General features: G+C 46.0%; 13 protein-coding genes and 1 tRNA gene. 3 read left to right on the top strand and 11 right to left on the bottom strand.

Going from position 1 to position 12296, the window contains the following annotated elements:
* Window positions 1–102 precede the first annotated feature (102 nt).
* Complete coding sequence (locus AZI86_RS13410) at window positions 103–390, top strand: hypothetical protein (protein WP_061835709.1); 288 nt, start codon at window positions 103–105, stop codon at window positions 388–390.
* Between the two features lie 79 nt (window positions 391–469).
* Here the strand turns inward: AZI86_RS13410 and argR are convergent, their stop codons facing one another.
* The 4 genes from argR to argC are packed head-to-tail and all read right to left on the bottom strand — an operon-like array spanning window position 470 to window position 3976.
* Window positions 470–946: an arginine repressor gene (argR, locus tag AZI86_RS13405; protein ID WP_061835708.1), complete on the bottom strand. Its 477-nt coding sequence runs from the start codon at window positions 944–946 to the stop codon at window positions 470–472.
* The gene (gene argB / locus AZI86_RS13400; RefSeq protein ID WP_061835707.1) at window positions 925–1740 is read right to left on the bottom strand and encodes an acetylglutamate kinase; all 816 of its coding nucleotides are present in this window, start codon (window positions 1738–1740) and stop codon (window positions 925–927) included. Before argB ends, argR begins: the two co-directional genes overlap by 22 nt.
* On the bottom strand, window positions 1740–2936 hold the full coding sequence (argJ, locus tag AZI86_RS13395; RefSeq protein WP_061835706.1) for a bifunctional glutamate N-acetyltransferase/amino-acid acetyltransferase ArgJ: 1197 nt from the start codon (window positions 2934–2936) through the stop codon (window positions 1740–1742). Before argJ ends, argB begins: the two co-directional genes overlap by 1 nt.
* Window positions 2933–3976, bottom strand: a complete 1044-nt coding sequence (gene argC / locus AZI86_RS13390) for an N-acetyl-gamma-glutamyl-phosphate reductase (RefSeq protein WP_061835705.1) — start codon at window positions 3974–3976, stop codon at window positions 2933–2935. The genes argJ and argC overlap by 4 nt, the downstream gene beginning before the upstream one ends.
* Window positions 3977–4195: 219 nt before the next feature.
* On the opposite strand from argC, the gene AZI86_RS13385 reads away from it, so the two are divergent.
* Window positions 4196–6448, top strand: a complete 2253-nt coding sequence (locus AZI86_RS13385; RefSeq protein WP_061835704.1) for an arginine/lysine/ornithine decarboxylase — start codon at window positions 4196–4198, stop codon at window positions 6446–6448.
* Between the two features lie 41 nt (window positions 6449–6489).
* Here AZI86_RS13385 and AZI86_RS13380 read toward each other — a convergent pair whose 3' ends face one another.
* A complete protein-coding gene (locus AZI86_RS13380) occupies window positions 6490–7449 on the bottom strand; it encodes a hypothetical protein (protein WP_061835703.1) in 960 nt (319 codons plus the stop codon).
* A 120-nt stretch (window positions 7450–7569) separates the two neighbouring features.
* Here AZI86_RS13380 and AZI86_RS13375 point away from each other — a divergent pair.
* Window positions 7570–7646 (top strand) — tRNA-Met (locus AZI86_RS13375).
* Window positions 7647–7686: 40 nt separating this feature from the next.
* Here the strand turns inward: AZI86_RS13375 and AZI86_RS13370 are convergent.
* From AZI86_RS13370 to AZI86_RS13345, 6 genes are all read right to left on the bottom strand, one after another.
* The gene (locus AZI86_RS13370; RefSeq protein ID WP_157684711.1) at window positions 7687–8529 is read right to left on the bottom strand and encodes a hypothetical protein; all 843 of its coding nucleotides are present in this window, start codon (window positions 8527–8529) and stop codon (window positions 7687–7689) included.
* 97 nt (window positions 8530–8626) lie between these two features.
* Window positions 8627–9361 (bottom strand): hypothetical protein, encoded by a 735-nt coding sequence (locus tag AZI86_RS13365; RefSeq protein WP_061835701.1) that lies wholly within the window; start codon window positions 9359–9361, stop codon window positions 8627–8629.
* A complete protein-coding gene (locus AZI86_RS13360; protein ID WP_216635917.1) occupies window positions 9354–9908 on the bottom strand; it encodes a GNAT family N-acetyltransferase in 555 nt (184 codons plus the stop codon). Before AZI86_RS13360 ends, AZI86_RS13365 begins: the two co-directional genes overlap by 8 nt.
* Window positions 9909–10289, bottom strand: coding sequence for a VOC family protein (locus tag AZI86_RS13355; protein ID WP_061835700.1), 381 nt, complete (start codon window positions 10287–10289; stop codon window positions 9909–9911).
* A 16-nt stretch (window positions 10290–10305) separates the two neighbouring features.
* Window positions 10306–10632, bottom strand: coding sequence for a hypothetical protein (locus AZI86_RS13350; protein ID WP_061835699.1), 327 nt, complete (start codon window positions 10630–10632; stop codon window positions 10306–10308).
* Window positions 10633–10772: 140 nt separating this feature from the next.
* Complete coding sequence (locus AZI86_RS13345) at window positions 10773–12263, bottom strand: HAMP domain-containing methyl-accepting chemotaxis protein (RefSeq protein WP_061835698.1); 1491 nt, start codon at window positions 12261–12263, stop codon at window positions 10773–10775.
* Window positions 12264–12296: the final 33 nt, after the last annotated feature.

The following is a 12296-nucleotide window of genomic DNA, read 5'->3' as shown; positions in this document are numbered from 1 at the left end:
CACAGCGTGATAATTTACAAAGCGGGCATTTTCAAAAAAGTCGTGGCCAGACGACCAAAGTAGGACTAGTTTTTTCTTTGCCAATTTAAAACGGAGGATTTTATGAAACTATTGATTTCTTTAGCAGCCCTACTTGCTTCTTCATCAGCTTTTGCTTTCACAACGGGAAGCTACACTTGCGGTCGCACGACTTACACCATCGGTCGCTCTGCAGACGCTTTACCTTTGGTGACTATTGAAGGCTTTAACAACACGACTTACAAAGGTATCGGCAATATTGCTGAATCTAAAAATGCTCAAGGCCAAACAGTTGAACGCGTAAGCTACAGCCTAGGTTCTGCAACCATGCAAATCCTTTTCATCGACGGTGTTGCTCACTGCACTCACTAGTTTTTGAATGAAGAGATAAAACAAAAAAAGGCGGTCATTCTGATCGCCTTTTTTATTTTAAGAAGTGATTTTAAGATATCTAGTAAAGCTCTTCTTTGATTTTTTTAATCACCGACGGAATCTGGCGCGTCGAAGCCGGAGCGATGAAAATCGTATCATCGCCAGCGATAGTTCCCAAAGTTCCCAAATGCTCCCGCATCGAATCAATATGACGAGCCACCAAACTTGCTGATCCAGGCGACGTGTGGAGAACGATCATGCTGTCATTGGCTTGAATATCTAAAAGCAAATGTCCTAGGGAATGACTGACCGGTGCGGGCAATGTCGACGCCCGCCCCGAAAGAGTATAAACCGTTTCGCCGTCGGAATTTAAAGTCTTCATGGCTCCGATACGGCGAAGGTCTCTTGAAATCGTACTTTGCGTCACGTGAAACTTTTTTTGTCTTAAAGCTTTGCACAGCTCGTCTTGCGTGCTGGCCGTGCCCTCACGCAAGAGTTGCTGCAAAACCTCTAAACGTGCTTGCGAATCATTTTTTAGTTCAATTTTCGTATCCATTGGCTTACGTCCTTCAAAGGATTATTTAAAACCAAACTTGTCCCCAACTCGGGTTCTGTCAGAAGCACACTCGCCTTGTGCGCATTAATCACGCGCACTTCTTGAATGCCCTCTTTAAGCCCATGCATCATGGTCATCACTTTCGTGTACATGCCCCCGGAAATAGTGCCGTCATCAATCATTGCTTGAATCAGGCTGGGCGTTGCATGGCGCACCAAGTTTCGGCTCCCATCCAATATTCCATCCTGATCAGTAAGGAAAATCAACATTTCTGCTTCTAAAGCCACCGCAATTTTTACCGCCGCCCAATCCGCATTGATATTGTATCGCTTTCCCGTCGCATCAAAACCAATCGGCGCAATCACCGGTACGGCTTCAGCTTCTCCCATCACGTATTCGATGGCAGAAATATTGACCACGTCGATAGTTCCCACCTGCATCAGTTCTTCACTGGCTTGGGAGCAATACAAAATGCGATGATTCGCGCCCGAAAGATTTTGCGCCGAGATGCCATTTGCTTTAAGTGCATCCACGATTTTCGTGTTCACTTGAATAGCCAATACATCTTCAATCACCGTCATCATTTCCGGTGTGGTTTGTCTTTGACCGTTGATAAACTTCCAAGAAATTCCCTGTAACGTCAGTTCATTGTTGATCGCCGGTCCACCACCGTGAACAACTGCCACTTCAAAACCTTGCATTTGATAACCGTGAACCAAGGCGGAAAGCTGATTTAAAGTTTCTGCGTGGCTCAATGAAGAGCCACCCAGTTTAATAACAATTCTTTTTTTCATCACGAATACTCCGTATTAATATCGACGTATTTGCGAGACAGATCGCATCCCCAGGCCGTCGCAGCAAAGGGTCCCGATTTTAAATCCACTTCTACTTTCACTTGAGCTTGCTTCAGAAGGACTTTCACCTCTTCTTTCACAAACTTCACGGGTTGACCGTTTTCAAATAGTAACACACCTTGCAAGTGCAGAGTCATTTTATCTAGCTGCGCCCCAGGAATGCCCTCAGCTCCAAGACGAGCGAGTATACGCCCCCAGTTCGGATCCTCACCGTGCACGGCCGTCTTAATTAACGGCGACAAAGTGATTCCCCGAGCCGCTTTTCTGACCAACGCGAGATTGTCGGATCCCTTGATCTCGACCTCAATCAATTTGGTGGCACCTTCCCCGTCCGCCGCGATGGATTTGGCTAGGAAAATTCCTATGTCTGTGACAATCGCTTCAAACTTTTTAACGTCCTCATCGGTTTTAAGAGCCACCCCTGAAGCGCCGTTGGCCATTAAGAAGCAACAGTCATTCGTGGATGAATCCCCATCAACGCTGATCATGTTGAAACTTTGGTCGGCGACCTTCTTGATCAAGTCTTTCGCATGATCTTTTTCTAACTTCACATCCGTTAAAATATATCCCAGCATGGTGGCCATGTTCGGATGAATCATGCCAGAGCCTTTGCTGATCCCGGTGATGCGCACAGGTCCGCCCGACAACTCCACCACGGTCGTTACCGACTTAGGCACAAGGTCTGTCGTTAGGATTGCGGTTGCAAAACTTTCGGCCGTATCATTTGCTCGCGCCACCAGTTCAGGCATGCTTGGCAAAATCTTTTCCGTATCCAACTGCACGCCGATAACACCCGTACTTGCCACCAAGACTTGATTGACATCACAGCCCAAGGCTTTCGCCGCCGCTGAAACCATCATCAAGTTTTTTTCAACCCCTTCATCCCCCGTCGCCGCATTAGCTTGCCCCGAGTTCGTTAGGATCGCGCGAATATTATCCGCGGGTAAAAGTTTTTGCGTGTAGCGCACAGGAGCGGCTTTACATTCATTCAATGTAAAGACACCTGCCGCTACGGCCGGCGTTTCCGAAATAAGCAAACCAATGTCAGGGCGATATCTACGAACTCCGCAGTTTACGCCGCTTGCTAAAAATCCTTTAGGTAAAGGTGTGCGATGTACTCCAGGTCCAGGTGTCATGTGAGTGCCTCCAACTGTGTTAAGCCTGTGGAAACAGGGAAATCAAAAATACGGTTTAAGTTCTCTACGGCTTGGCTCGCCGCCCCTTTAAGCAAGTTATCAATGCAAGAGAAAACATAAAGTCTGCCTCCTTCTAGTTCATAACTGATATGGGTTTCCCCCGTCCCTACCACCTTTTTTAAAGACAATAGATTCGGATTTTTTGTTACAGTTCCATGACGAACCAAAGCGTATCCGTGGTAACTTTCCGCAAATGCGCTTTCTACTTTATCTAAACTTACGCCCGCTTTTACTTTTGCATACACGCCCGCAATAATTCCGCGACGAGTTGGCAAAAGAGACGTTGTTAAATGAAGGTCGACTTTTTTTCCCGTCAACATTTCAAGCGCCTCAACAATTTCTGGATAGTGCTGATGTTTACCCACTTTGTAAGGCAGACATTCGCCATCCACTTCGGTGAAAAGCATATTTTCCGATGCTTTTTTCCCGGCGCCTGATGTTCCCGACTTTGCATCAACCACCACAGAGCTTTCTTCGATCAAGCCGGCTTTTAACAAGGGCGCTAAGGCCATTGTTATCGCCGTCGCATAACATCCTGGGTTGGCCACAAGCTTGGTTTTTCCTGCCGGGCCCGCCCATGGACTTAAGCCGTACTCTGCCGTGGCTAATAAGTCTTTGTTGTCGTGTTCAAAGCCATACCATTTCTTGTAGTCATTGTTTTTCAAACGGAATGCTCCGCTGAGGTCGATGACTTTCTTACCTGCGGCTATAATCTTTGGTGCGAGACTCAAAGAAGTTTCCGCAGGGGTTGCTAAGAACACCACGTCTGTCAGATTTTTTAGTATTTCAGAATCTGGCAGGCATTGAACCGAGTTCGCTTTTTCAATAAGAGAAGCAGAACCAAAAAATGATCCGAGCTCAAAGTCGGAGGTAGCAAAACAGTGCGTAAGACGCACATTCGGATGTTGCAGCAGCAGTCTAGCTGTTTCTATGCCGGAGTAGCCGCGAGCACCAACGACGGAGCAAGTTATTTTTTTCATCGGTTCAAAGCACCTCACTAGGAAAAGAGTTACCGTTAAGTCAGACGCAGAAATCTTTTTTTGCGTCGCATTTATACGCTCCCATGCTTATGCATATTTATGCGTATATGCGCATATTCATGCATAATGAGCTATATGTCAATGTTTAATTGCTTATTACGGTAATTATATGCATAAATAGTCGTCAACAGCTTTTTAAGAAAGGAATGAAATCCTGACATGAAATTTAAATTCCCGGTTGTTATTATCGATGAAGACTTTAGATCAGAAAACGCCAGCGGCTCTGGAATTAGAGCTCTAGCGGCGGCGATCGAATCTGAAGGCATGGAAGTTTTAGGTGTCACCAGCTATGGCGACCTGACGGCTTTCGCGCAACAACAAAGTAGAGCTTCTGCTTTTCTTTTATCTATTGATGATGAGGAATTTGGTGGAGGATCTCAAAATGAAATTGCTGAAGCCCTCAAAGGCGTTCGCGCGTTTATTGAGGAAATCCGCTTTAAAAATGCGGAGATTCCTATTTATCTGTATGGCGAAACACGCACCTCTCGTCACATCCCGAACGACATCTTGCGTGAACTGCATGGGTTTATTCATATGCATGAAGATACGCCAGAGTTTGTGGCAAAACACATTATCCGCGAAGCTAAGTCCTATCTAGACTCGATTGCTCCTCCGTTTTTCAGAGCTTTGCTTAACTACGCCCAAAATGGATCTTACTCTTGGCACTGTCCAGGGCATTCTGGCGGCGTGGCTTTCTTAAAGTCGCCTGTGGGTCAAATGTTTCATCAGTTCTTTGGGGAAAACATGTTGCGCGCCGACGTCTGTAACGCCGTGGATGAGTTGGGGCAGTTACTGGACCACACGGGCCCCGTGGCTGCTTCAGAAAGAAATGCCGCGCGCATTTTTAACGCGGATCACTTATTCTTTGTGACCAATGGAACTTCCACGTCTAATAAGATTGTTTGGCATTCCACTGTGGGCCCGGATGATATCGTGGTTGTGGACCGTAACTGTCATAAGTCGAACTTGCATGCGATCATGATGACAGGCGCAATCCCGGTGTTTCTAACACCGACCCGCAATCATTACGGCATTATTGGTCCGATCCCGAAACAAGAATTTTCGATGGAAAGCATTCAACGAAAAATTGATGCCAACCCCTTTATTAAGGATAAAACCAAAAAACCGAGAATCTTGACCATCACCCAAAGTACATACGACGGTGTGGTTTATAACGTTGAAACGATCAAAGAAATGCTCGACGGCAAGATCCACACCCTTCACTTTGATGAAGCGTGGCTTCCGCATGCGGCTTTTCATGATTTTTATAAAGACATGCACGCCATCGGCAAGGACCGCCCGCGCGCCAAAGACTCTATCATCTTTTCAACACAGTCTACACACAAGCTACTAGCAGGTCTTTCGCAAGCTTCACAAATTTTGGTAAGCGAGTCGGAAAATAAAAAACTCAATCATCATATTTTTAATGAAGCCTACTTGATGCACACCTCAACAAGTCCGCAGTATTCCATTATTGCGTCTTGTGATGTGGCGGCTTCGATGATGGAAGCGCCGGGGGGAACAGCTTTGGTGGAAGAAAGTATTGCCGAAGCCATGGATTTCCGTCGCGCGATGAAAAAAGTCGACGACGAATGGGGCACGGATTGGTGGTTTAAAGTCTGGGGTCCAGAAGACATCACCGAAGAAGGTGTGGGTTCGCGAGAAAACTGGGTCTTAAAACCCGAGGACAAATGGCACGGCTTTGGAAACTTAGCTGAAGGCTTTAACATGCTTGATCCCATCAAAGCGACCATCATCACGCCGGGACTGGATGTGGATGGCGACTTTGCTGATCAAGGGATTCCGGCCGCGATGGTAACGAAATACCTAGCTGAACACGGGGTCATTGTTGAAAAGTGCGGTCTTTATTCATTTTTCATTATGTTTACCATCGGCATTACCAAAGGCCGCTGGAACACGTTGCTGACGGCTTTGCAGCAATTTAAAGATGACTATGATAAAAACCAACCGCTGTGGAAGATCTTGCCGCAGTTTGTGGCAGCTCACCCCCGCTATGAGCGCATGGGCTTAAGGGATCTTTGCCAACAAATTCACGAAGCCTATAAGTTTAAAAATGTCGCGCGCATGACGACGGAAATGTATTTATCCGAAATGCAGCCGGCCATGAAACCTTCAGACGCTTTTGCAAAAATGGCGCATGAAGAAATCGAGCGCATTGAAATCGACGACTTGGAAAATCGCGTGACGGCCGTGTTGTTGACTCCCTACCCTCCGGGAATTCCTTTATTGATCCCTGGGGAAAGATTTAACAAAACGGTGGTGGATTATTTAAAATTCGCGCGCGAGTTTAATCTGAAATTCCCAGGCTTTGAAACCGACGTCCACGGACTGGTGGCAGAGCGTGATGAGAACGGAAAGAAACGTTACTTTGTCGATTGTATTAAGAACTAAAACAAAAAGGGGCTTCTTAGCGAGGCCCCTTTATTATATGATTACTTTTGCTCGCGGTCTTTCATCGCTTTTTTAAGGTCTTCAGCAAAGATCTGTGCGATCCACGCATCATTCACACCCAACTGAGTATTTGAAACGGTTAAGTCCACCTTAGAGCGGTACTTGGGATCAAAACCCACCTCTGCAGGCTTGATTCCATTTTGCTCTAAGAAGTTTTGCATTTCTTTAGCACCTTCTTCGACATTAAAATCACTTTGCGTGTTTAAGTTTTTTTGCAAGTCTTCACAGAACGTCATCACTTGGGGAGAATTGGCGAGCTCTGGCTTTAAGGCCACAGCTTTCATCACGTGATACAAGTTATAGCTTTGCTGCAAGGTTGTGTTTAGCTCTGCCAGATGAGTTTTCAAATAACTGCCAGCGCGGTAAATTTCATAATAGAACTCGGCCTTTTTTAGGACGCCCGGGTCTTGTGCTTCGTCGGCTTTTAGAATCATATCCATCAATCCGTTCATGCCGGGGGCTCTGAAAATCATGCGCATCGCAGGCGCCGCGGCTTCTGATAGAGGATCTTTGTTTTCTTCGGCCAGTGTGCTAAAGAAATATCTTGCCGAAGCGTTTTTAGGATCTTTTAAAAAACCACTTTCACTTGCTTTTCCCATCGTGCGGCAGGCATCAGCCAAGGGCTTTCGCTCATCCATGAAGTCTTCTTGAATCACTTTGAGGGATTGCTGTCTGAGGACTTCATCTTTATTGAGCTTTGACTGATCTGCTGATTTTTCTGGCAAACCCTCAGCGTCGCTGGTTTGCGACGAAGTTTCGGCTTCGGGTTGAGGCGAGCTTTCGGAGTGCGGACGTTCTTTTAATGCGGGAGGAGTGAGCGACTGTTTAATTTCAAAAGCAGAAGGCAATTTCGAAAGTCCCCAGATCAAAAGCCCCGCCAAAACCAACACAATGACTGCGACGCTGATTCCTAGGATTTTTGCGATATTCTTCCAGTTCATCGGGACACCTTCTTGGGAGTGAGCTTTAACATGATACAGGTCGTTAAAGACTAGTTTTGGAAATGAGGTATTGACCTCATAGCGCAATATCACTATATCTATGTCTCTTGCAACTTTTGTCGCGGGGTGGAGCAGTCTGGTAGCTCGTCGGGCTCATAACCCGAAGGCCGTAGGTTCAAATCCTGCCCCCGCAACCATTTAAAGGCTCGAAGGTAAACCTTCGGGCCTTTTCCATTTTTAGTTGCTGAAGTATTTTTTAATGGCTTCGCCATTTAAGTGACAGTGACCACCTGACCAGCTTTCAAACTTCACGTCCGATTTTTGTTCCCGGATCTTTTTTGCAAATAAATTTCCGCCGTATTGAAAAGTTCGATCCTGTTGGTTGGTCGCAATAAAAAGTGATGAGACATTCTGACGGATCGGGGTCAACAGGGTGAATGGAGAAATCACCTCATGCCAGGTCGCGGAATCCGGAACAAAAGGTTGGGCAATCTGGGCGATGGCCTTCAAAGTTCTTAAATCCGCGCCGTGTTTTTTTACGTAATCTAAAAGCTCATTGTCCGAGGCCCACGGAGAAAGATCCACGATAGCCGGACACGCCAACAAGGCCCGTTGAAAAGTTCCTGCGGGTAAGTTCCCAATCACTTGGGCGCCGTTAAATCCACCCATCGATAACCCCATCAACCAGCGCTTTTGGGCCGCCCGACCCAAGACCAACTTTTCCATCTGCGGGATGATCGTATTTCCAAAGATTTCCACGAGCCCACTTTGCGCGGAAGAATTTTCGGGAACCAAAAGCCAGTAAGGACCGAAACTGATATTTACTACGACAGGCGCCCCAGCCGCGTCTTGCCCCCACGACTTATTCAAACTCTGGCTGATTTGAGTCCACTCGTGCTCGTCTCCTCCGCCCCCATGCAGATAGTAAAGCACCGCGGAGGTCGGCGTCCGATTGTAGGTTGTGTAGCAGTATTTATAGGAAATCGGGCTGGTGATTTCCCCGCAAGTTTCGACAGGGGCACCCGCCCAAGATTTAAAACTTAAAAATACCATGGATAGAAATAACAACGTTATTTTCATGATAACTCCTTAGCTTTCGTCCCAGAAACCTTAACAGCTCTGGAAAAGACTGCAAAAGAAAACACCTTTCTGCGCGACGCCAAAGAGGCCCTAACGATTAAAGTGTTCCGTGAATCCATTGGGGGTATAGATCCTCTAAATACAGAGAATCGACGACTTTGTTTTCCGTCATACTCAATTCAAAAAGCGGCAAAGCAACCTTCCATCTTTTTGCCGAAGCAGTATAATAATCAGACTTTGTCGGGTGATAGGGACAAACGGCATTTAAGATCTTCGGGGAATTTTCCATTTTAGACACAGCGTAAATAATCCGCACCAAATCCTCGCGATGGATAAGATTTATTAAGGACTTTCCCGCCACCGGCTTTTGACTTTGCGCCAGGCTTTTAACAGGATGCCTGTCTTCTCCGATAAGGCCACCGGCGCGAATCACTGAAATATAATCTTTAAATCTTTTAAGCAGTCGATCTTCCACTTCTACAAGCCAGCGTGCGGATGCCGTTTGAGGCTGAACAGAGGTATCTTCGTTAACGACGCCGTCACAGCCACCATAGACGGAAATAGAACTGACAAATAAAATTCTGCGTGCGGCGTGATCAGGGATTTTATTAACAAAATCTGCGGGCGAAAGATTCACTAAAGGCGGAGTATTTAAAAAAAGAACATCACATTCGGTATTGGGAAAGCGGTCACTTTCCCATTTGAAATCTTTCGTGGTGGTGCCCCACGAAGAAATATTTTGTTGGGCAAGATAAGAAGCCAGAGAACTTCCTAACCAGCCCAAACCGATAATGCCCCAAGAATTTTCTGCGGTTTTTACACCATTATTCATTCTTTAACTGTCCGGGCTTAATTCGATAAAGAACATGGCGTTTTAATCTGTGCCCATCTTCTACTTTAGGATGGTCGAAATCATCTTGAGGATTATAGGTCATGCCGATTTTTTCCATAACTCTGCGAGAATTCAAATTTCCGACCGCCGTCATTGCAATAACCTCGGGCACCTTTAAAACCTCAAACGCATACTTAATTACTGCCTTAGCCCCTTCCGGCGCATAACCTTGACCCCAGAATCTTTTATGAAGTCGCCACCCGACCTCCACACAAGGACTAAAATGTGTTTCCTGCGTAAAGTAAGATAAACCGACAAAGCCAATAAAATCGCCCGTGCTTTTAAGTTCACAGGCCATAAAACTGTACCCGTCTTTATTATGATTGGTATTCATACGATCAATAAGACTTTGAGTTTCTTGTCGCGAAAGTGTTGCCGGAAAATGCTCCATCACTTCAGGATCAGCACAAAGGGCGGCAAAGGAATCTAAGTCTTCGGGCTTCCATCTTCTAATGATCAATCTTTCGGTTTCCAATCTGACCATCATCTAAAGACCTGCAAACAGATCTACAGAGTTTCCATCGGGATCAAGGACGACGGCGTACCTTTGCCCCCAGAAAGCATCCCACGGCTCTTTTTCGAACTTAAATCCGGCGCTGACTACTTTTTTAAAGCATTCATCCACGGCTTTAGCAGAGTCGCACTTAAAGGCCATATTAATAGAATTGATTTCGGGCTTTTTCCAATGAGGTTTTATCGATTTAATCAACTCTTCATCATCCAGCATCACACGCAGCCCCGTGGTGCTGACCGCCTCAACATGTTTAGCGTCTTTTTCACAATGCTCAAACTCTAATCCTAATAAAGAATAAAAACGGATGGATTCGGGAATATTTTTTGAAACAATACCCAGAGCATCTAATTGCATAATATCTCCTGAAAAACTACTCAGTGCGCGTCAGTTCGCGCGCGGCATTTCTAGTATTAGCACTCGCAATCTGTTCCATCAATCTGCTTTCAAGCACAATCCAGACTGCATCCAACTGACGCAGCCAGTGTTCCTTGCGACGAGCATCCCCCGATGCCGCTTCGGCGTACTCAATAGCTTTAAAAAGCGATTCTCGATCACTAAAACTTTCATACTGCAAGTTGTGCGCGCGTTGACGAAGTTGCGAGTTTAACGGATTTGCGTCTGCCTTATTCGGCATCCACGCCAGACGGTAAAGTTCGTCGGCGAAATACAAGAGGTCCTTCTCTGAAATTTTGGACATAAAAATCCCTTTATAAAGCTTCTTGCTTTACTAAAAATAGTCCTATAAATGTGTTAATTTCACCCACTGCTTGGGTTCATCGACTTACATATTATTTACATATTCATATGCAGCGAGCAAGGAGATTTTTTAAAAGATTTTTAAGCCGCGGATTTCGCTTGTTCGTCGGAGTGATGAACCGTCTGTCCTGCTATAGATCCTGCTTTTCTACCCTCCACGATGGTCTTTAAGTTAACAACCATCTGTTGAAGCGTCAGGGCTTGCGCTGACATTTCTTCCGCGGAAGCTGCGATTTCCTCCGCCGAGGCTGCATTTTGCTGAGTTGAGGCATCTAAGGTTTGCATCGCCTTACTAATTTGCGAAATACCGGTGGCTTGTTCTTCACTAGCCAGAGCAATTTCCTCATTGATCGTGGCTGATTTTTCAATCGACAGCACAAGGTCAGAAAGCGATTGCGCCATTTGCGACGCCAGCTCGCTGCCTACTTTTGTTTTGTCCGTACTTTCTACGATGAGTTGGGAAATGTCCTTGGCTGCCGTCGCGCTTTTCTGCGCCAACGTTCTCACGGCATCCGCGACCACAGCAAATCCCTTTCCGTGTTCTCCGGCCCGGGCAGCTTCCACTGCTGCATTTAAGGCTAGCAAGTTGATTTGAAATGAAATATCGTCAATCACACCGATAATGTCTTCGACTTTTTTGGAACTCTCACTGATTTCCGTCATGGAGCCGATCAGCTTTTTCATACCCTCATTGCCAGCGGCGGCGTTACCCGCACCCGCTTTTGCAAGCTGGGCGGCATTACGCGCATTCTTCGCATTATTATTTACCACACTTGATAACTCTTCCACCGCCGCGACAGTTTCTTCTAATGAACTTGCCGATTCAGTCGTACCTGAAGAGACCTGCTGGCTTGCGGATGAGAGCTCTTCGCTGGCCGCGGCAGTTTGCGCAGCTGCGGTGGTCAACTCGCCCGCCACATGACCTAAAGCTCGAGAAAGATTTCTTGCGATCAATAGCCCCAGCCCCACACTGAGAAAGACCGACAAACCCATCCCTCCCATCATAACTTTTGAGAGTTCCGAATAAAGATCTTCACCTTCTTGGTTCGTGCGCGCCGCCAGCTCGACGTTAAAATCTAAAATCTCTGAAAGCAGATCATCCACAATCTGAAAACTTTCAGTCGCCTCATTATTTACGATTTTGCTGGCTTCGTCGATTTTGCCATCTTTAAAAAACGCAATCGCGGCCATGGCATCGTGTTCGTATTTTGGCCAAGACTGATCAAACTTATTTAAGAGCTCGATTTCTTTTTGAGTAAGAAAGGTTTTACGGTATTTGTCTAAAAGCTCCTTCATCCGTTTTTCGTATTTTGTGATTCCCTCTAAAACAGGGGGCACTTCTTCAGGCCGAGAACTTAGGAGGTCATACAGAGCTCGGTTGTGATAAATAGCCGCCATATTGGCATTCCCGATATCTGCGACCGGAATCAGGTTGTTATCATTGAGATTTCGCATGGAAGAGTTTAACTTTTTGCCGGCATACAGGCCAATTCCACCCATAGCCACCACGAAAACAGAAATAACTAGAAATCCTAAGATTAATTTTTTTGAAAGACTTAAACTTGAAAACATAGATTCGGACCCTCTCACTTTGCCAGGTTATAT

Source organism: Bdellovibrio bacteriovorus (genome assembly GCF_001592735.1).
GTDB lineage: Bacteria > Bdellovibrionota > Bdellovibrionia > Bdellovibrionales > Bdellovibrionaceae > Bdellovibrio > Bdellovibrio bacteriovorus_D.
This window is presented reverse-complemented; position numbering and strand designations above follow the sequence as displayed.

Coding starts and splice junctions, on each gene's coding strand:
- AZI86_RS13380 (WP_061835703.1), bottom strand. CDS start 7,449: ATGAACTGGAAGAATATCGCAAAAATCCTAGGAATCAGCGTCGCAGTC.
- argB (WP_061835707.1), bottom strand. CDS start 1,740: ATGAAAAAAAGAATTGTTATTAAACTGGGTGGCTCTTCATTGAGCCAC.
- AZI86_RS13365 (WP_061835701.1), bottom strand. CDS start 9,361: ATGAATAATGGTGTAAAAACCGCAGAAAATTCTTGGGGCATTATCGGT.
- AZI86_RS13385 (WP_061835704.1), top strand. CDS start 4,196: ATGAAATTTAAATTCCCGGTTGTTATTATCGATGAAGACTTTAGATCA.
- AZI86_RS13355 (WP_061835700.1), bottom strand. CDS start 10,289: ATGCAATTAGATGCTCTGGGTATTGTTTCAAAAAATATTCCCGAATCC.
- AZI86_RS13410 (WP_061835709.1), top strand. CDS start 103: ATGAAACTATTGATTTCTTTAGCAGCCCTACTTGCTTCTTCATCAGCT.
- argR (WP_061835708.1), bottom strand. CDS start 946: ATGGATACGAAAATTGAACTAAAAAATGATTCGCAAGCACGTTTAGAG.
- AZI86_RS13345 (WP_061835698.1), bottom strand. CDS start 12,263: ATGTTTTCAAGTTTAAGTCTTTCAAAAAAATTAATCTTAGGATTTCTA.
- AZI86_RS13350 (WP_061835699.1), bottom strand. CDS start 10,632: ATGTCCAAAATTTCAGAGAAGGACCTCTTGTATTTCGCCGACGAACTT.
- AZI86_RS13370 (WP_157684711.1), bottom strand. CDS start 8,529: ATGAAAATAACGTTGTTATTTCTATCCATGGTATTTTTAAGTTTTAAA.
- AZI86_RS13360 (WP_216635917.1), bottom strand. CDS start 9,908: ATGATGGTCAGATTGGAAACCGAAAGATTGATCATTAGAAGATGGAAG.
- argC (WP_061835705.1), bottom strand. CDS start 3,976: ATGAAAAAAATAACTTGCTCCGTCGTTGGTGCTCGCGGCTACTCCGGC.
- argJ (WP_061835706.1), bottom strand. CDS start 2,936: ATGACACCTGGACCTGGAGTACATCGCACACCTTTACCTAAAGGATTT.